A 17,304-nucleotide genomic window follows, 5' to 3' on the forward strand; every position below is an offset into this window, starting at 1 on the left:
CCAAAACGACTTTATTCATCCTCCTCTGGTGAAGCCATCGCACAATTATATGAGGATGGAATTGATTTTACTGGTGATGATCCCCCGTTTCACGCAGCCAGTCCATTTCGTCAGTCATCGAAAAAACATAACAATGTGATAAAAAAGCCCCGTCTGGGGCATTCAAATACACGGATATGTGACACAGATGCAACAAGTCGTGATAAGGTGCCGTTTTTCCCAGTTTTGTGACCGAGGCCCCAATGTTGCTGAATGTGTTGCTGATCCTGTTACCCCTGGCCATCGGCTATCTTGTTCCCCTCTCCAGTCAGCGGCTCATCAAGCTGGTCAATCAATCGCTGGGCAAGATGGTCTATCTCATCTTGTTCCTGATGGGGCTGGGGCTCGCCTACGTGGAGAACCTCGGCAGCAACCTGGCGGTGATCTTCAAGGTGGCCGGGGTGATGCTGGCCGCCATCACCGCCTGCAACCTGCTGGCGCTCTGGTGGCTGGACAGGCGTAGTCCGCCCACCCATGAGGCGAGCGACGGCAAGATGCCGAGCAAGCTGCACCTCTTGTGGGAGTCTCTCCAGCTCTGCTTCGTGGTGCTCGGCGGCGTGTTGCTGGGGCTGCTGGTGGACTTGCGCGCCCTGCCCATCGACAAGTGGAGCGAGTGGGCCCTGATGCTGTTGCTGCTGCTCATCGGCATCCAGATGCGCAACTCCGGCATGCGTCTGCGCCAGATCCTGCTCAACCCCTGGGGCATGAAGATAGCCGCCACCGTCATCCTCAGCAGCTGGCTCGGCAGCCTGCTGGCCTCACAGCTGTTGGGCATGCCCTTTGCCCACGGGCTGGCCATGAGCTCCAGCTTCGGCTGGTATTCGCTCTCCGGCATCCTGGTGGCCGACAAGCTGGGGCCAGTGCTCGGCTCGGCGGCCTTCATCAACGATCTGGGGCGCGAGCTCATCGCCATCCTCCTCATTCCGGTGCTGATGCGTCGCCACCCCTCCGCCGCCATCGGTTACGGCGGCGCCACCGCGCTCGACTTCACCCTGCCGGTGATCCAGAAATCCGGCGGCATCCAGGTGGTGCCGGTGGCCATCGTCTCGGGCTTTATCCTGAGCCTGCTCGGCCCCATTTTGATCCTGGGCTTCCTGGCTATCTGAGCCTGGAGATAACACCCAGGCGAACAAAAGCCCGGCAGCAGTGCCGGGCTTTTCGTTTACTGACGGGCGCACACTGGCTCAGGTTCGCCACTGACCGCCGCTCATCACCCGCTAGATGGCCAACGTATTCGGGTCGATAAGCAGCAGATCCGCATCCAGCCCCACTCCTATCGCCCCCTTGCCTGCCAGCCCCAGGGCCCGCGCCGGATTGGCCGTGACCACTCCCAGAGCCACCTCGAACGACACCCCGAGGGCGCAGGCGCGGACGCACTCCTGCCACAGGCTGGCAATCTGGCCGCAGCGCAACTCGATGAGGCGCCCCTCGCCATCGAAACGCGGCAGGCTGGCATTGGCATCGGAGCTGAAGCTGATGCGCTCGGCGAGCACCCCGGCGGCCAGCAGTAGTCCTCTCTAAAGGGAGCCTTCAGCTCATATTCTGGTTCAATTGAGGTCACTTTTACTGATTCTGATTGCCCTTGCTGTAATTGAAGCTGACACGCCACCATCAGATAAGATGTGTACAGAGTACTCAGGAATAATGTCACTCGATGTACCTGCCATAGCAGCAGTGCCAGCGGAAGCCTCTCCGCCGATATCAAATACCCAGAGACCCTCTTTTAATTTTTCCATGATGTTTTGTGACGACACTAAAACTAAAGCCTTATAGGAACGAGCCCCCCAACCAGCGCCCAGATCAAAACGCTGAACACGATAAAAAGTGGGTTTATTTTCTGCTTTCATGAAAAGCACCCCCTCGCCGCCGCCTACTCCAACAGCAGGAATTTTTGTTACTTTCATGTCGACAACCATATAAGCTAACGATTCATCGAATGCTTTAGTGAGTCTTTCATCCCGCTCGAGCAACTGCGTAATAGTGTTGCGTGCCATGTCATTAATGTTCTGTTGCTCTATACTCTTTTGTTCATCATTTAAATGGCTGCAACCTGCAACCATTAACATAATAAAAATCAATGCACACCGATTTGTTTTCAACATACTCGCGAATTCAACTTCGAAGTGCAATTCCCGATTAAAAATCAGGCTGCTTTCAGAAGTTCGTCAAAAACCACCTGTGGCTGTTTAAATCCCAAGCATTTGCGCGGCCTGAAGTTCAGCCGCTTTTCGACGGCTGACAGTGCCTCTGCTGTCACCACACTCAAATCACTGCCTTTGGGCACATATTGCCGCAGCAGACCATTGCTATTCTCATTCTGTCCCCGTTCCCATGCACTGTATGGATGCGCAAAGTACACCTGCGCTTCCAGCTCTGCTGCAACACGTTCATGTTCGACAAACTCGCTACCATTGTCAGCTGTGATGGTATGGACATGTGCCTGGTAGGGTTTCAGCATGCTGATAATGGTGTCCGCCACCGCGCTGGCTGTTTTGCTGGGAACGTATTGAACCAGGTAGAGCCGGCTCTTACGCTCCAACAGACTCACTATTGCACCGCTGCCTTGCTTACCCAACACGGTATCGACTTCCCAATCTCCCACACGGCTCCGCTCATTGACTATCGCAGGGCGTTCATCAATCGATACCGGATTGGGAATGACACTGCGTTTGCTGTTCTTACCCTTGCGATAGCGTTTGTGACCCTGACGCAGATGCCGGTATAGCGTGCCACCGTTGGCCTTGTCGCGTGCCACATAGCGGTATATCCACTCGTGGCTAACCGGGCAGTTAATCATGTCTCCAACGCCACTGATTTGCTCGGGACTCCAGTCCGCGACCAGCGCCATGCAAACAAAGTCGATGGTATCAGACGGGACAGTACGCTTCTGACTCGTCAGCCGTCGTGCCGTGGCAAGTTGGTGAGCCTGCTGCGGCTGATAGGCCTGCCCAGCACAATTACGACGAAGCTCACGACTGATAGTCGATGGATGAACCCCGAGCTGTTTGGCAATGCGGGCCTGTGACAGGCCATGGTCACGGAGGCAGGCAATCTGGTATCGTAGCCCCTCGGTCAACTGCTGGTATTTCATGGTGTATCGCTTTGTTTCTTTGGCGAGAAGAAGCGTACCCTAACTGGTAGTTGACCGCCTCTCTCCTATGCACCATGGGCATTGCACTTATTATCTGAATTCACGGAGCCATGATGACCAAGCTTTATTTATATTGGGCGGAGCTTCGACGGAACAATAATTATAATGTTAGAGGTGTCTAACGGTTATATTAACCATCGTATGCTGATTATTCATATTTATAAATTTCAATAGATTTCGTGATATGAAGGTGTCCGTATTTCTGCGTTGTCGTGGGAGAGGGCGCCTTCCACACCGAAGCGCACGGTTTTCCACTCCTTGGCCGTGACGGGGGTGGTGAGCAGGCAGGCAGCAAACAGGGCTGACAGGGTCAGTTTGGTATTCATCATGAGTACTCCATTACATAGAAAGCGCACAGGCGCGGTCAAGGCATCGCAAGCGTGGGCAAGCGATGGCCAACAAACGGCAAAACGCGGATGAGCGAGATCAGCCCCCTGGGTATCAATGATCGACAGATATCAATGATCGTCGGGTATCAATGATCGGCGGGCGTCAATGAGCTGCTCCGGGGCCTCGATCTATTCGTCGAACCACTCGGAGAGGTAGAAAGGCTTGAAGTAGAAGGCCAGAAAAAAGCCTCTGGCTTTGCGCATCATGATGGTTTGTCGTGTCCTGTGACAAAGATGTCAGCCACCTTAGCACGCCCAAAATTTGCCCCGCAAGGGGGCGTTGCAGGTCCGTTGCAAAAACCCGGACCATGGTCAACAGAAGGTGGATCCGCTAGGCTCGGAGCACCTTGTCATCGATCTGCACACGACCCTGATCCCATGAATTACCTGGCGCACCTTCACCTGGCGGCCCACACCCGAAGCTCCCTCACCGGCAACCTGCTGGGAGACTTCGTCAAGGGGCCGCTGCCCACGGGGCTCGAGCCCCCCTTCGATGAGGGGATCTGGCTGCACCGCAAGATAGACGCCTTCACCGATGCCCACCCCGAACACAGGGCGGCGGTCGCCAGCTTCGAGGCCCCCTGGCGTCGCTTTGGCGGCATCCTGGTGGACATGCTCTACGACCACTGGCTGAGTCGCCACTGGCAGCAATTCAGCCCGCAGCCCCTGCCTCGCTTCCTGCAGCAGAGCTATGGTCAACTGCTGGCGGATCATCACCGTCTGCCGGAGGGCCTGCCGGTGCCCCTCAGGCGGATGGCCGAGCAGGACTGGATCGCCTCATACCGGCACCGGGAGGGGCTGAGTCAGGCCCTCAACGGCATCGGCCGCCGCCTGCGTCGCCCCCTGTTGCTGGGAGAGGCACTCCATACCCTGGATGAGGGCCGCTGGCACGAGTGTGAGCGGGGGTTTCTGCGCTTCTATCCCGCGTTGATCTGCTTCAGTGAGCGGCAGCTCGCCCACTACCGCGCCACCAGAGATCCTCAAGGACCCCCAGGTTAGATGCCTTGATCCTGTTTCAGACAAGGCTGGCGGGGCAAGGGAGGAAACGAAAGCTGGATCAGATTGGGTCTTTTATGGCACCCAAAAAGGGAGGAGACTGGCGATGCCGCTCAGCCCGGGCTCAGGCTGAACGGGCGCGGCTGGGCTAGACTCAGCCCCCTCAAGACCCAAGGAGACCTCTTCATGTCATTGCGATTATTCTGTAGCGCCCTGTGCGGCGCCCTCCTGGCCGGTGGTGCCGTTCACGCCACCGAGCCGGTTCATGCAGCCATCTTGTTTGAAAACGTGCGTATCTTCGATGGCAAGGGGAATGCCCTCAGCGCCCCCTCCTCCGTCCTGGTGGAAGGCAGCCTGATCACCAGGATCAGCCAGAGCGGCATCAAGGTGGAAGGCGAAGTGCAGCGTATCGACGGCCAGGGCAAGACCCTGATGCCGGGCCTCATCGACGCCCATACCCACCTGATGTTCGCCACCCTGCCGCAAATCGCAGTGCTGACCAACGACGTCACCTTCACCACGGTGGCGGCAACCAGGGCGGCCAACGACATGCTGATGCGCGGCTTCACCAGTGCCCGTGATCTCGGCGGCCCCGTGTTCGGCCTCAAGAAGGGGATCGACATGGGGTTGATCAATGGACCGCGTATCTGGCCGGCCGGCGCCATGATCTCCCAGTCCGGGGGCCACGGCGACTTCCGCCTGCCCAACGAGCTGCCGGCGCTGGAAGGGCAATACTCCTTCGGCGAGCGGGCCAACGCGGCCATGGTCGCCGACAGTCCGGATGCCGTGCGCCAGCGCACCCGCGAGCAACTCGCCCTCGGCGCCTCCCAGATCAAGGTGATGGCCGGTGGCGGTGTGGCCTCCAACTATGATCCCATCGATGTGACCCAGTACACGGTGCCGGAGATCCGCGCTGCGGTGGAGGCCGCCGACAACTGGGGCACCTATGTGACCGTGCACGCCTATACCCCGAAGGCGGTGCGCCAGGCCATCGAGGCTGGCGTCAAGTGCATCGACCACGGTCAGATGCTCGACGAGGACACTGCCAGACTGATGGCCGAGAAGGGGGTCTGGTGGAGCCTGCAACCCTTCACCGACGATCGCAAATCCCCCTTTCCGGAGGGCTCGGCCAACCGTCTGAAACAGCTTGAGATGTACAAGGGCACCGACCACGCCTATGCCATGGCCAAGAAGTACGGCATCAAGACCGCGTTCGGTACCGATGCCCTGTTCAGCGCCCAGGCCGCCGCCAGTCAAGGCACCATGCTGGCCAAGATGGGCACCTGGTATACCCCGGCCGAGGTGCTGAGGATGGCCACCCATGACAACGCCGAGCTGCTGGCCCTCTCCGGCCCGCGCAGCCCCTACCCGGGCAGGCTGGGCGTGGTGGAGGCCGGGGCACTGGCCGATCTGCTGCTGATCGACGGTGACCCGCTCAAGGATCTCTCCCTGGTGGCCGATCCGGCCAAGCACTTCAAGGTGATCATGAAGGACGGCAAGATCTACAAGAACACGCTCTGACCTCCCTGGATGACAAAAAGGCCCCGAAAGGGGCCTTTTTGATGGGGGCTGCACGACTGCCAGCGGCAGAGCGGCTCAGCGATCTTCCTTCTTCTTGCGAATGCTCAGGCCCAGCTCACGACCGCGCAGGCGGGCGTAATAGATGGTGCCGACGAAGGCCAGAGTGGTGAACACCAGCTCCACCACCGCCAGCCACCGCTCCCCTTCATCCGTGGTGATCAGGGTGAGGGCGTGGAGGAAGTAGGGCATCAGCACGAAGTTGCCCCAGGCATGGGTGTAAGGGTTGCCCTGCACTATCCCCTTGAGGGGGAAGAGCAGCGGCACAGTCCAGATCACCGGCAGCAGCCAGGGATTGAGATCAGGGTGGGGTGACAGCCACAGATGCCAGAGGATGACCCAGCCCAGCAGACCGAAGAAGCCGACCAGGGTCAGCAGACGGGCGAAGCGGGTGCTCACTTGAGGATCTCCAGCACCTGCTCGGACGGACGGCCGATGCGGGCCTGACCATTCTTGATGACGATGGGGCGTTCGATAAGCTTTGGATGCTGGTGCATGGCGCAAATGAGGGCATCGCCGCTCATCTCGGCCAGCCCCAGCTCCTTGTAGAGATCTTCCTTGGTGCGCATCAGCTGGCGCGGATCGGTGAAGCCGAGCTGGCTCAACAGGGTGCGGATATCATCTTCGCTCGGCGCCTGTTCCAGATAGAGCACCACCTCCGGGGCTATTCCGTGCTGTTCCAGCAAGGCCAGGGTTTCACGGCTCTTGGAGCAGCGCGGGTTGTGATAGATTTGGGTCTCGCTCATGGTAACTCCCTGATATTGCAAGATGGGACAACAAATGGCGCTATTGTAGGGGAAACGGATGGGCAGGGTAAGCGGGAAGGATATGGAAATGAAACGAATCTGTTGGCTGATTGTGGCGACCCTGCTGGGGGCCTGCAGCCCGGCGCCCGACTTCACCGACGAGACGGGCAAGAGCATCAGCCTGAGCGCCCTGGCGGGCAAGCCGCTGCTGGTCAACTACTTCGCCCCCTGGTGCGCCCCCTGTCTACGGGAGATGCCCCTGCTCACGGCGCTGCACCGGGAGGGGCGGATTGGGGTGATCGCCATCAACTATGATCCCGCCTCCCCCGGTGAGCTGGCCGAGCTGGCCCGGCGCCATCAGATAGCCGTCCCCCTGATGGTCCCCCTCGATGAAGCCAGCCTCCCCTTCCCCAGACCCGGCGCGCTGCCCACCAGCTACCTGCTCGATGGCGAGGGCCGGTTGCAGGAGACACTGGTGGGAGAGATAGATGAACACAGGCTCGCCGACCTCAGGGCCTGGGCTGCAGCACAGCCCTGATGGCCCCATGACGAAACGGGGTGCCCCATCGCTGGTGCACCCCGTTTCGTCACAGGAGCGGTGAGCCGGACTAGCCCTTCAGGCTGTCCAGATCCTTCTTCGCCCGCTCCAGCTGGGTGATGCGCGCCTCGATGCGGGCCAGGGTCAGCTTGTCGCTGGTGGTGCCGCGGGCCACGATCAGCTCGTCGATGGCCGCCTGGTAGTCGCCGCGCAGGGAGAGGGTCTCCGCCCGCGCCATGTGCAGATCCGTCATTCGTCCCGCCTTGCGATAGGCGTCCGACAGCAGGCTCCAGGCCAGGCTGTTCTCGTCGTGCTCCCGGGCATAGGGGTCCAGGATGGCGATGGACTTCTGGTAATTGCCCCCTTCCAGATAGGCGTTGCCGAGGTTGACCACCACCACCTCGTTGTCCGGCATCCGGGTGCGGAAACGCTCCAGCCGGGCAATGGCCTGGGCGCTGCGCCCCTTGGCGAGATCGATGTCGGTCAGGGCATCCACCACGAACAGATCTTCCGGATGGCGGGCGGCCAGCCCCTGCATCAGGGTATCGGCCTCGTCGGTGCGCTTGAGCTGCAACAGGGCCAGCGCCTTGCCATAGGTGGCGGCGTCTTTGAGAGGGTAGTCCCCCTTCTGCAGGCGGCTGTCGAAATAGGTGAGCAGCGCCTGGGGGCTCTCGGTGCCATAACGCACCTGGATGCGCACCTTGGCCAGCCAGAAGTCGAGACTGGGGGGCAAGGCTCGGCGGCCATAGCTGCCCGCCCGGGCGCGGGCTTCGCTGATCCGGGTCTCGGGCAGGGGGTGAGTGAGCAGCATCTCGGGTGGCTTGCTGGCGTAGCGATATTCCGCCGCCAGCTTCTGGAAGAAGTTGGCCATGCCCATGGGATCGAAACCGGCGTCATACAGCGTCTTCATGCCGATGCGATCCGCCTCGTATTCGTTGTCACGGGTATAGTTGATGGCCGACTGCATGGAGAGCCCGAGGGTCGTCTGCAGCGCGGCGATACCGGCGGTGGGGTTGATCACCGCGAGCGCGATGGAGCCCACCAGGCCAGCCAGGGTCATGGCCGAGCTGCTCGCCTGCGCCTCCATGTAACGGGCGATGTGGCGCTGGGTCACGTGGGTGATTTCGTGCGCCAGCACCGAGGCCAGCTCGCTCTCACTGTCGGCGTAGAGGAAGAGGCCGGTGTGCACCTTGACCCGCCCGCCGAGGAACGCGGCCGCGTTGATGCTGGGATCGTTGATGAGGAAGAAGGTAAAGGGGAAACGTACCCCGTCGGCATTGGTGAGCAATCGCTGACCCAGATCGTCGATATATTCGTTCAGCACGGGATCATCGATGATGGGCAAGCCCGCCCGGGCGAACCGCATGAAGGCGTTGCCATAGCGCACTTCCTGCTCGATGGGCAGGGCCGCGACCCCGGCGGTGCCGATGTCGGGCAACTGGTTGTTCGCCTGGGCATGAAAGGTGGCACCCATCAGGGAGACCAGCAGGGGAAGTGATGCCATCAAGGGGGAAAAGCGGGCCACTGTGTTTCTATCTCCATCAGAAAGTGCTCGGGGGCAGAATACCCTTGCCCATCAAGGCCTACAAGCGTTGTTTCGCCCTCCCATCGCGGCCATAATGACGGCCATCACGCACCATGGAGCCTCCCCCGATATGGAACCGCACTGGGAACAGCTCGACCTGACCCCCTGGCGCTGCCCGGAGCCGCTGATCCGGCTCAAGCTCTGGTTGCGCGGCGCCCGGGCCGGTCAATCCCTGCTGATCCTGCTCAAGGATCCCGGCTCCCGCCAAGACATTCCGGCCTGGTTGCTGCGGCAGGGCCATCAGGTGCAGCGCCTGCAGGAGTCAGACACAGCTCTCACCCTGCGGCTCGTCGTCCAAAACCGGCCATCATGATGGTGCCAATGCCCATGATATGGACCAACACCGGATCGACCCTTTCCATCGCCATGACCCGATAAACCAAGGAAGCCTCGATGTTAGATGTATTGAAGCGCTGGTATCAGACCCGTTTTTCCGACCCCGATGCCGTCACCCTGTTCCTGCTGCTGGTGTTCTGCTTCGCGGTGCTCTGGCTGTTCGGCGATCTGCTGGCGCCGCTGCTGGTGGCCGTGGTGATGGCCTACCTGCTGGAGTGGCCGGTCAGCCGGCTGCAACGCATCGGGCTCTCCCGTACCTTCGCCACCAGCCTGGTGCTGCTGCTGTTCATCACGGTGACCACCCTGATGGTGCTGGGCCTCATCCCCACACTGGTGAGCCAGGGCGTCAACCTCGCCAAGGAGGCGCCGTCCATGCTGGCCCATGCCCAGGACGCTGTGCGCACCCTGCCACAGAAGTACCCGGAGATCATCGACGTCAGCCTGGTCGAGACCATCATCGACAACATCCGCCAGCGCATCCTGGCAGGCGGCGAGCAGTTGGTGAGCGCTTCGCTCAGCTCCCTCATCAACGTGGTGGCCATCCTCATCTACGCCATCCTGGTGCCCCTGATGGTGTTCTTCATGCTCAAGGACAAGCAGGTGCTGATGGGCGGCCTGCGTCGCTTCCTGCCCCGCAACCGCACCCTGGTCAACCGGGTATGGGTGGAGATGAACGACCAGATCATCAACTACATCCGCGGCAAGGTGATCGAGATCCTCATCGTCGGGGTGGCGACCTATGTGCCCTTCGCCCTGATGGGGCTGCGCTACTCGGTGCTGCTGGCGGTGGCGGTCGGTTTCTCCGTGCTCATCCCCTACATTGGGGCCGTGGCGGTGACCGTGCCCGTCGCCATGGTGGCCCTGTTCCAGTGGGGACTGACCCCGGACTTCGCCTGGCTGATGGTGGCCTATCTGGTCATTCAGGCCCTCGACGGCAACCTGCTGGTACCCCTGCTCTTCTCCGAGGCGGTCAATCTGCACCCGGTGGCCATCATCATCGCCGTGCTGGTGTTCGGCGGGCTCTGGGGCTTCTGGGGCGTCTTCTTCGCGATTCCCCTGGCGACCCTGGTGAAAGCGGTGCTCAACGCCTGGCCCAAACGGGACGATCTTCCCCGCCCCGCCCCCTGATGACGGAAGAAGCCGCCACCTCTTTTCTGTTATTGCCGCGATCTCGTCGACCACAGACTCCGTTCCCGCCTGAATCCAGGCGGGACACCGTGACGCTATCGACTTGAATTTCAAATAAAAACAGGCTTCACTGACAAGGTCATCGGCAGTATGCTCTGCCAGCCCCGACTCTGAAGGATCAGTCCATGCCCCCTGTTCGCCCCCTGCACCACGCCGCCCTTGGCGCGCTCCTGACCCTGCTGTTCGCCACCCCGGCCCGGGCCGAGGTCGATCTCGGCTCCCTCGATATCTTCGTGCAGGACAGCCCCACCAGCCCGGTGCCCAAGGGGCTGGTGCTGGGCGGTGCCGTCATCGGTGGCGATGCCCGCTATCAGGGCCAGGACGACACGGCCCTGGCGGTGCCGGGTGCCATCTACTTCGGCGATCAGTTCATGTTCCTCGGAGACAGGGCCCGCTACTACTTCCACAAGGATGACAACTTCGCCGCCTACGGTTACGGCCGGGTGCGCTTTGGCAATCTCGACCCGGACGATGCCCCCGAACTCGCAGGCATGGAGCAGCGCAAGTGGCAGCTGGAAGGGGGCGTCGGCGCCAGCCTCATCACCCCCTACGCCCTGCTCAGCACCCGCCTCAGCACGGACGTGACCGGGCGCAGCAACGGCCAGGAGCTGCTGTTGTGGGCCGACTTCCCCATATTGCGGGACAAGCTGCTCATCATGCCCGGCATGGGGATGATGATCCGCAGCGACAAGATGGCGAACTACTACTTTGGCGGCGTCTCCGGCAACGAGGCCAGGGCACAGCGCCCCGAGTGGGACACGGGCACCACCCTCTCCCCCATGGTGGCCATCATCACCAGCTACCGTTTCAGCCCCCACTGGATCGGCATGTTTGCCGCCAACTACGAACGCTACGACGACGACATCGCCAACAGCCCCATCGTCCAGCACGATGGCGAACTCTACGCCGGCTTCGGCGTGGGCTATATCTGGTAACCCCATCCGGCAGGACTGAATAACAGAAAAGGAGCCCATGGCTCCTTTTTTTGTGCTATCGGGCAATGCATCACCCTTGCAACCCGGCCAGAAACTCGGCCAGCGTCCGGTTGACGAACTCGGGGTTCTCCAGGGTCGAGATGTGGCCCGCAGCCGGTATCTCCCTGAAGGGGCAGTTCAGCGCCTCGGCCATCAGATAGCCCTCCAGCACCGGGCGCGCCTTGTCCTCGCAGCCTGTCATCACCAGGCTCGGCATCGCCATCTCTTCGAGCCACTCGATGCGATCCTCCCGGGTCACGAAGCTGCGCCCCACCGCCACCAGACTCGCCACCTGGTCCGCTGGCCACTGGGCGAGCCGCGCCTTGAAGCCGCTCATCAGGGCGGGATCCGGCTCATGGGCGAAGAAGAGCGGCGCCACCTGCTCGATGACGGGGGCAGGCAGGGTGCCCAGCTGCTCTATCATCGCCAGCATGCCGAGGTAGCGCTCGCAGGGGATCTGGGGCTCCCAGCCAACGAAGGTATCCATCAGCACCAGTCCCTTGAGCCGCGCCGGGGCCATGCGCGCGAGCTCCACGCCCCACATGCCGCCAATCGACAACCCCACCAGCACGCACTGCTCGATGTGGAGGGCATCGAGCAGTGCCAGGTGATCTCGGGCCAGGGTTGCCAGGGTGCAACCACCGTCAGGGAGCACGTCGGAATCACCGTGGCCCCACAGCTCGGGCACGATGCAGCGATAGCTGCCCTTGAGCGCCTCGACTTGCGGCGCCCACATGGCACTGTCCCACAGATAGCTGTGGCCAAAGAGCAGCACAGGGCCCTGCCCCTCGTCCAGATAGGCCATGCGGCGACCCGCTATCTCCATAAAATGCTTCATGTTATCTCCTGTTGCCAGCGGCTGATGAGGCGGCAGTATCAATCGCCATACATTGCCTCATGTTTTTTCGATTGCCAGCGGCTGATGAGGCGGCAGTATCAATCGCCATACATTGCCTCATGTTTTCTTCTGTCTTGCTGCCAGCGATGGGGCGGCAGTGTAACACGTCGGCCTTGGCAGTGGCGCCTCCCTGGGGCAAGCTGGGGCAACCCACAGAAAGGACTCGAACAGGAGAAGACCATGCAGAAGGAAAAGAGCAAGAAACGCCCGCGCCTGGACAAGAAAACCTATGAGCACAGCCTCGCCCGCCTGCACGAGGAACTGGTCAAGCTGCAGGAATGGGTCAAGCAGGAGGGACTCAAGGTGGTGGTGCTGTTCGAGGGGCGCGACGCCGCCGGTAAGGGGGGTGTCATCAAGGCGATCACCGAGCCGCTCAATCCTCGGGTCTGCCGGGTCACCGCCCTGCCAGCCCCCTCGGACAGGGAACGCACCCAGTGGTACTTCCAGCGCTATGCCGCCCACCTGCCGTCGGCGGGCGAGATGGTGCTGTTCGATCGATCCTGGTACAACCGGGCGGGGGTAGAGCGGGTGATGGGCTTTTGCACCGACGCCGAATACCGCGAGTTTCTGCGCGCCTGCCCCGAGTTCGAGCGGATGCTGACTCGTTCCGGCATCACCCTCATCAAGTACTGGTTCTCGGTCAGTGACGAGGAGCAGGAGAAGCGCTTCAAGGAGCGCATCAACACCCCCATCAAGCGCTGGAAGTTCAGCCCCATGGACCTGCAATCCCGCTCCCGCTGGGTGGAGTATTCGCGCGCCAAGGATGACATGTTCACCTACACGGATACCGAGGACTGCCCCTGGTTCGTGGTCGATGCCGACGACAAGCGTCGCGCCCGCCTCAACTGCATCGCCCACCTGCTCGGCAAGGTGCCTTACGAGGCGATCCATTACGAGCCCATCACCCTGCCCCCCATCAAGACCGAGGGCTATGAGCGCCCGCCCCTGACCAGCCAGACCTTCGTGCCCGACATCACCGCCGATCTCGAAGTCTGAACCCTGCCGGCTCGGTTACCGAAACGACAGGCAATAAAAAGCCGGTCTTTCGACCGGCAAAAAGGCATTGAATACTAAGGAAAACCAACGCAAAAAATCATCAAGTACGGATATATCTGGCGGTACGGGGGAATGCCTGCTCCTTGGCATCGAACAGGTAGCAAGCCTCCGCCGGAATGCCGACGCTGTACTCCTGACCCGTGGCCACGTCCACGTCTGAGCTGGCCTTGACGGTGAAGTCATGACCATCCACGTCCATGTAGACGAAGGACTCGGCACCCAGGTGCTCGGCTACCTGCACCACGCCGCTCACCTTGCTGTCGGCATGGGCATGATCGAGCGGTACCAGGTGCTCGGGACGAATGCCCAGCTCCACCTTGTCACCGACCGCGCCGCTGCGGGCATCGACCCGGGCACGCACGGTGTCGCCGGAGGTCAGCTTGACCACGCACTCCTGCTCGCCTATTTCCAGCAGCTCGCCCGCCAGGAAGTTCATCTTGGGGGAGCCGATGAAGCCCGCCACGAACTTGTTGTCCGGGTTGTGATAGAGCTCAAGCGGTGTGCCGAACTGCTCCAGGTTGGTGGTCGCCTCACCCTTGAGCGGGCTCAGCACCACGATGCGGTTGGCCAGGGTCATGGCCTCCACCTGATCGTGGGTCACGTATATGATGGTGGAGTTGAGCTCCTTGTGCAGCTTGGCGATCTCGATGCGCATCTTGACCCGCAGGGCGGCATCCAGGTTCGACAGGGGTTCATCGAACAGGAACACCTGCGGCTGCTGGACGATGGAGCGACCGATGGCCACCCGTTGGCGCTGACCGCCGGAGAGGGCCTTGGGCTTTCTGTCCAGCAGCGGCTCGAGCCCCAGGATCTCGGCGGCGCGCATTACCCGCTTGTGGATGTTCTCCTTGTCCATCTTCTTGAGCTTGAGGCCGAAGGCCATGTTCTCGTAGATGTTCATGTGCGGGTAGAGGGCGTAGGACTGGAACACCATGCCCACGTTGCGCTCCACCGGCGGCACGTCGTTCATGTAACGACCGCCGATGGTCAGCTCACCGCTGGTGATGTCTTCCAGCCCTGCGATCATCCGCAGCAGAGTGGATTTGCCGCAACCGGACGGGCCGACGAAGACGATGAACTCCCCTTCCTTGATGGCGAGGTTGATGTTGCGCAGCGTGTCCTTGTGGACCGCCGGATCGTAGTTCTTGCGAACGTTGTTGAGTACTACTTCAGCCATGACGAGCTCCGCTCTTGAATCTTTGCAAATCGTGACGGCCGGGGGAGCCTGCTCCCCCGGCCATTAACCTTAACCTTTCACACCGCCCGCGGTGAGGCCACCGACCAACCAGCGCTGCGCCATGAGGAACACCACTGTGATGGGCAGACCGGACAACACGGCGGCTGCGGCGAAGTCACCCCACAGATAGTTCTGCGGATAGAGGTATTGCTGGGCACCGACCGCCAGGGTCAGGTTGTTCACATCCTGCAGCAGGATGGAGGCCACGGGCACCTCGGTGATGGAACCGATGAAGGCCAGAATGAAGACCACCGCCAGGATGGGCACCGACAGGGGCAGCAGGATCAACCTGAATGCCTGCCAGGGGGTCGCACCATCGATGGCCGCCGCCTCTTCCAGGGAAGAGTCTATGGTCTCGAAGTAGCCCTTGATGGTCCACACGTGCAACGCGATGCCGCCCATGTAGGCCAGGATCAGGCCGCCGTGGGTGTTCAGACCCAGCCAGGGGATGTAGTCACCAATCTTGTTGAAGAGCGCATAGATGGCCACCAGTGCCAGCACCGCCGGGAACATCTGGAAGATCAGCATCCCCTGCAATATGGTCTGCTTGCCACGGAACCGCAGGCGGGCAAACGCATAGGCACAGGTGGTGGAGAGCACCACTATCATCAGGGCGGTGATGCCCGCGATCTTGATGGAGTTCCACAACCAGGTCAGCACCGGGAACGGTGGCGGCGTGATGCTGCCATCGGCGTTGGTGATGGACATGCCGAGCGCCAGCTTCCAGTGATCCAGAGTCGGATTGGAGGGGATGATCTCCCCCACCGAGAAGTTGCCGTTACGGAACGAGATGGCGATAACCATGATCACCGGGAAGATGATCAGTGCGAGGAAGCCCCACATGACCAGGTGGGTTGCCCACACCCGGTATTTCACTGATTTGGGTTGTACGATAGCCATTGAGAAGCCTCCTTACAGCTTGTCCGCTTTGGACAATTTCAGGTTGAGCAGTGCAAGCGCGCCGACGATCAGGAAGATGGCGGTGGCGATGGCACTGGCCAGACCGTAGTCCTGACCACCCGAGCCCTGGAACGCGATCCGGTAGGTGTAGTTCACCAGCAGATCCGTGGTCCCGGCCGGGGTACTGGCCCCTATGATGTCCGGCGCTCCGTTCGTCAACAACTGGATAAGCACGAAGTTGTTGAAGTTGAAGGCAAAGGATGCAATCAACAGGGGCGTCAGCGGCTTCATCAGCAGCGGCACAGTGATCTTGAAGAAGTTCTGTACCGGACCCGCACCGTCCATGGCGGATGCCTCATAGAGATCTTCCGGGATGGCCTTGAGCAGCCCCATGCAGAGGATCATCATGTAGGGATAGCCGAGCCAGGTGTTGACGATGAGGATCATCACCTTGGCCAGGAAGGGGGTGGTGTACCAGTCCGGCTTGATGCCGAACGCCGCTTCCAGGAACAGGTTGATCTCGCCAAAGTTCTGGTTGAACAAGCCCTTGAACACCAGGATGGAGATGAACGCCGGTATCGCATAGGGCAGGATCAGCATGACCCGGTAGAAACCGCGTCCCCTGAGTTGCTCCCACTGCACCAGACACGCCATCACCATGCCGATGGCCAGGGTGAAGGCCACGGAGCAGGCGGAGAAGATCACGGTCCAGACGAAGATCTGCATGAAGGGACCCTGGATACCCGGGTCTGTCATGATGCGGACGAAGTTCTTCCAGCCCACGCTCACCACGAAGCCCGGGGCTATGCCCTTGCCAACGAAATGACCTTCCGCATCGATGTACTGATAGAAGCCGGTATCGCCGTTGGGCAGCATCAGCTCGCCACTCTGGTTGTCACGCAGCAGGTTGCCGTCCTTGATAACGACACCGGACTTGAGCACGGCTCCGTCCACCAGCTGGGTGTAGAGGGGCTTTTGCGCCGCGAACTTGCGCAGGCTGCTCAGGGTCAGGTGAATATTGCCTTCGGGCAGCACCAGATCCAGAGCACTCAGGTGAGTACGGTGATCGACGATGGCACGGATGGGTGCCGCCTGGTCGATCGCTTCCCCGTTCAGGGGTTGCAACTGAACAGCCTGTGGCTCGTCATGAACCCGGCCCTCACGGACGGCCAGTTCACGTGCCTTGTTGTTCAGCAAGGTAAGGGGTTGACTGATAAAGGATTGGTCGTCCTGTTGCAGCAGCAGCTGAAACTGATTGTTCTCACCACCCAGAAGGGTGAAATCGAATTCACCGCCGGTCACCTTATAGATTTTTTTCAGATGGAAATCCCGTGCCTGCTCGAGGGAGAGCAAGTTGGACCCCGAATAGTTGGTGAAGGCGATGCCGATCGTGTAGGCAAGAGGGAAGATGATAAAAACAACCATGCCTGCCACACCGGGGAAAATATAGCGGTGGGCATAGGTCTTCTTGTTCATGAAGACATAGAGACCGACGGAAACGACCACCAGATCGAGCAGGGCAAACACCCACTCGCCGCTGGCATACATCATCACGGCCGCATAACCATTAAGCACTGCGATCAGTGCCGCCATGGTCCACTTCAGCCAGACGTACTTGTCTTTCTTCGGACCGGCATAGGATTCAATAGAAGGTACTACTTCCATGCCAATTAACCTTTATTGCGCCAAAAGA

Annotated in this window: 18 protein-coding genes and 1 pseudogene; 8 read left to right on the forward strand and 11 right to left on the reverse strand. The window is 60.6% G+C overall.

Annotated features, from left to right (window positions below; genetic code table 11):
- Nucleotides 1–242 precede the first annotated feature (242 nt).
- Entirely contained in the window at nt 243–1,145 is a 903-nt protein-coding gene (locus KI797_RS13045) for a lysine exporter LysO family protein (RefSeq protein ID WP_226169634.1), read from the forward strand.
- Nucleotides 1,146–1,256: 111 nt separating this feature from the next.
- On the opposite strand, the pseudogene KI797_RS13050 reads toward KI797_RS13045, so the two are convergent.
- From KI797_RS13050 to KI797_RS13065, 4 genes and pseudogenes are all read right to left on the reverse strand, one after another.
- Nucleotides 1,257–1,547 (reverse strand): annotated as a pseudogene (locus KI797_RS13050) (amidohydrolase family protein); the annotation flags it as partial.
- A gap of 39 nt (nt 1,548–1,586) precedes the next feature.
- Entirely contained in the window at nt 1,587–2,105 is a 519-nt protein-coding gene (locus KI797_RS13055; protein ID WP_226169637.1) for a lipid-binding SYLF domain-containing protein, read from the reverse strand.
- A 77-nt stretch (nt 2,106–2,182) separates the two neighbouring features.
- The gene (locus tag KI797_RS13060) at nt 2,183–3,130 is read right to left on the reverse strand and encodes an IS30-like element ISAeca1 family transposase (protein WP_012564931.1); all 948 of its coding nucleotides are present in this window, start codon (nt 3,128–3,130) and stop codon (nt 2,183–2,185) included.
- A 227-nt stretch (nt 3,131–3,357) separates the two neighbouring features.
- Entirely contained in the window at nt 3,358–3,519 is a 162-nt protein-coding gene (locus tag KI797_RS13065; RefSeq protein WP_226169639.1) for a hypothetical protein, read from the reverse strand.
- Nucleotides 3,520–3,957: 438 nt separating this feature from the next.
- On the opposite strand from KI797_RS13065, the gene KI797_RS13070 reads away from it, so the two are divergent.
- Both KI797_RS13070 and KI797_RS13075 read left to right on the forward strand, forming a co-directional pair.
- The gene (locus tag KI797_RS13070; protein WP_171269098.1) at nt 3,958–4,578 is read left to right on the forward strand and encodes an acyl carrier protein phosphodiesterase; all 621 of its coding nucleotides are present in this window, start codon (nt 3,958–3,960) and stop codon (nt 4,576–4,578) included.
- Nucleotides 4,579–4,761: 183 nt separating this feature from the next.
- The gene (locus KI797_RS13075; protein WP_226169640.1) at nt 4,762–6,096 is read left to right on the forward strand and encodes a metal-dependent hydrolase family protein; all 1,335 of its coding nucleotides are present in this window, start codon (nt 4,762–4,764) and stop codon (nt 6,094–6,096) included.
- Between the two features lie 75 nt (nt 6,097–6,171).
- Here the strand turns inward: KI797_RS13075 and KI797_RS13080 are convergent, their stop codons facing one another.
- Nucleotides 6,172–6,552 (reverse strand): DUF2069 domain-containing protein, encoded by a 381-nt coding sequence (locus tag KI797_RS13080; RefSeq protein ID WP_043130029.1) that lies wholly within the window; start codon nt 6,550–6,552, stop codon nt 6,172–6,174.
- Nucleotides 6,549–6,899: an arsenate reductase (glutaredoxin) gene (gene arsC / locus KI797_RS13085; RefSeq protein WP_226169642.1), complete on the reverse strand. Its 351-nt coding sequence runs from the start codon at nt 6,897–6,899 to the stop codon at nt 6,549–6,551. The genes KI797_RS13080 and arsC overlap by 4 nt, the downstream gene beginning before the upstream one ends.
- Nucleotides 6,900–6,957: 58 nt before the next feature.
- On the opposite strand from arsC, the gene KI797_RS13090 reads away from it, so the two are divergent.
- On the forward strand, nt 6,958–7,437 hold the full coding sequence (locus tag KI797_RS13090; RefSeq protein WP_226169644.1) for a TlpA disulfide reductase family protein: 480 nt from the start codon (nt 6,958–6,960) through the stop codon (nt 7,435–7,437).
- A gap of 70 nt (nt 7,438–7,507) precedes the next feature.
- On the opposite strand, the gene bepA is transcribed toward KI797_RS13090, so the two are convergent.
- Nucleotides 7,508–8,962 carry a beta-barrel assembly-enhancing protease gene (bepA, locus tag KI797_RS13095; RefSeq protein WP_353852146.1) on the reverse strand — a complete coding sequence of 485 codons (1,455 nt, stop codon included), beginning with the start codon at nt 8,960–8,962 and terminating at the stop codon, nt 7,508–7,510.
- A 130-nt stretch (nt 8,963–9,092) separates the two neighbouring features.
- Here bepA and KI797_RS13100 point away from each other — a divergent pair, with 130 nt between their 5' ends.
- The 3 genes from KI797_RS13100 to KI797_RS13110 all read left to right on the forward strand — a co-directional run bounded on the left by KI797_RS13100 (nt 9,093) and on the right by KI797_RS13110 (nt 11,481).
- A complete protein-coding gene (locus KI797_RS13100) occupies nt 9,093–9,335 on the forward strand; it encodes a sulfurtransferase TusA family protein (RefSeq protein ID WP_226169646.1) in 243 nt (80 codons plus the stop codon).
- A gap of 80 nt (nt 9,336–9,415) precedes the next feature.
- Nucleotides 9,416–10,486 carry an AI-2E family transporter gene (locus KI797_RS13105; RefSeq protein ID WP_226169648.1) on the forward strand — a complete coding sequence of 357 codons (1,071 nt, stop codon included), beginning with the start codon at nt 9,416–9,418 and terminating at the stop codon, nt 10,484–10,486.
- A 185-nt stretch (nt 10,487–10,671) separates the two neighbouring features.
- Nucleotides 10,672–11,481: a MipA/OmpV family protein gene (locus KI797_RS13110; protein WP_226169649.1), complete on the forward strand. Its 810-nt coding sequence runs from the start codon at nt 10,672–10,674 to the stop codon at nt 11,479–11,481.
- Between the two features lie 70 nt (nt 11,482–11,551).
- Here the strand turns inward: KI797_RS13110 and KI797_RS13115 are convergent, their stop codons facing one another.
- The gene (locus KI797_RS13115) at nt 11,552–12,358 is read right to left on the reverse strand and encodes an alpha/beta fold hydrolase (protein ID WP_171274087.1); all 807 of its coding nucleotides are present in this window, start codon (nt 12,356–12,358) and stop codon (nt 11,552–11,554) included.
- A 240-nt stretch (nt 12,359–12,598) separates the two neighbouring features.
- On the opposite strand from KI797_RS13115, the gene ppk2 reads away from it, so the two are divergent.
- Complete coding sequence (gene ppk2, locus KI797_RS13120; RefSeq protein ID WP_226169650.1) at nt 12,599–13,414, forward strand: polyphosphate kinase 2; 816 nt, start codon at nt 12,599–12,601, stop codon at nt 13,412–13,414.
- Between the two features lie 100 nt (nt 13,415–13,514).
- Here ppk2 and KI797_RS13125 read toward each other — a convergent pair whose 3' ends face one another.
- From KI797_RS13125 to malF, 3 genes are all read right to left on the reverse strand, one after another.
- Complete coding sequence (locus tag KI797_RS13125; protein WP_043130037.1) at nt 13,515–14,651, reverse strand: ABC transporter ATP-binding protein; 1,137 nt, start codon at nt 14,649–14,651, stop codon at nt 13,515–13,517.
- Nucleotides 14,652–14,720: 69 nt separating this feature from the next.
- A complete protein-coding gene (gene malG / locus KI797_RS13130; protein ID WP_025326477.1) occupies nt 14,721–15,611 on the reverse strand; it encodes a maltose ABC transporter permease MalG in 891 nt (296 codons plus the stop codon).
- Nucleotides 15,612–15,623: 12 nt separating this feature from the next.
- On the reverse strand, nt 15,624–17,276 hold the full coding sequence (gene malF, locus KI797_RS13135) for a maltose ABC transporter permease MalF (RefSeq protein WP_005328158.1): 1,653 nt from the start codon (nt 17,274–17,276) through the stop codon (nt 15,624–15,626).
- Nucleotides 17,277–17,304 lie beyond the last annotated feature (28 nt).

The sequence above is a fragment of the Aeromonas media genome (genome assembly GCF_020423125.1).
GTDB lineage: Bacteria > Pseudomonadota > Gammaproteobacteria > Enterobacterales > Aeromonadaceae > Aeromonas > Aeromonas media.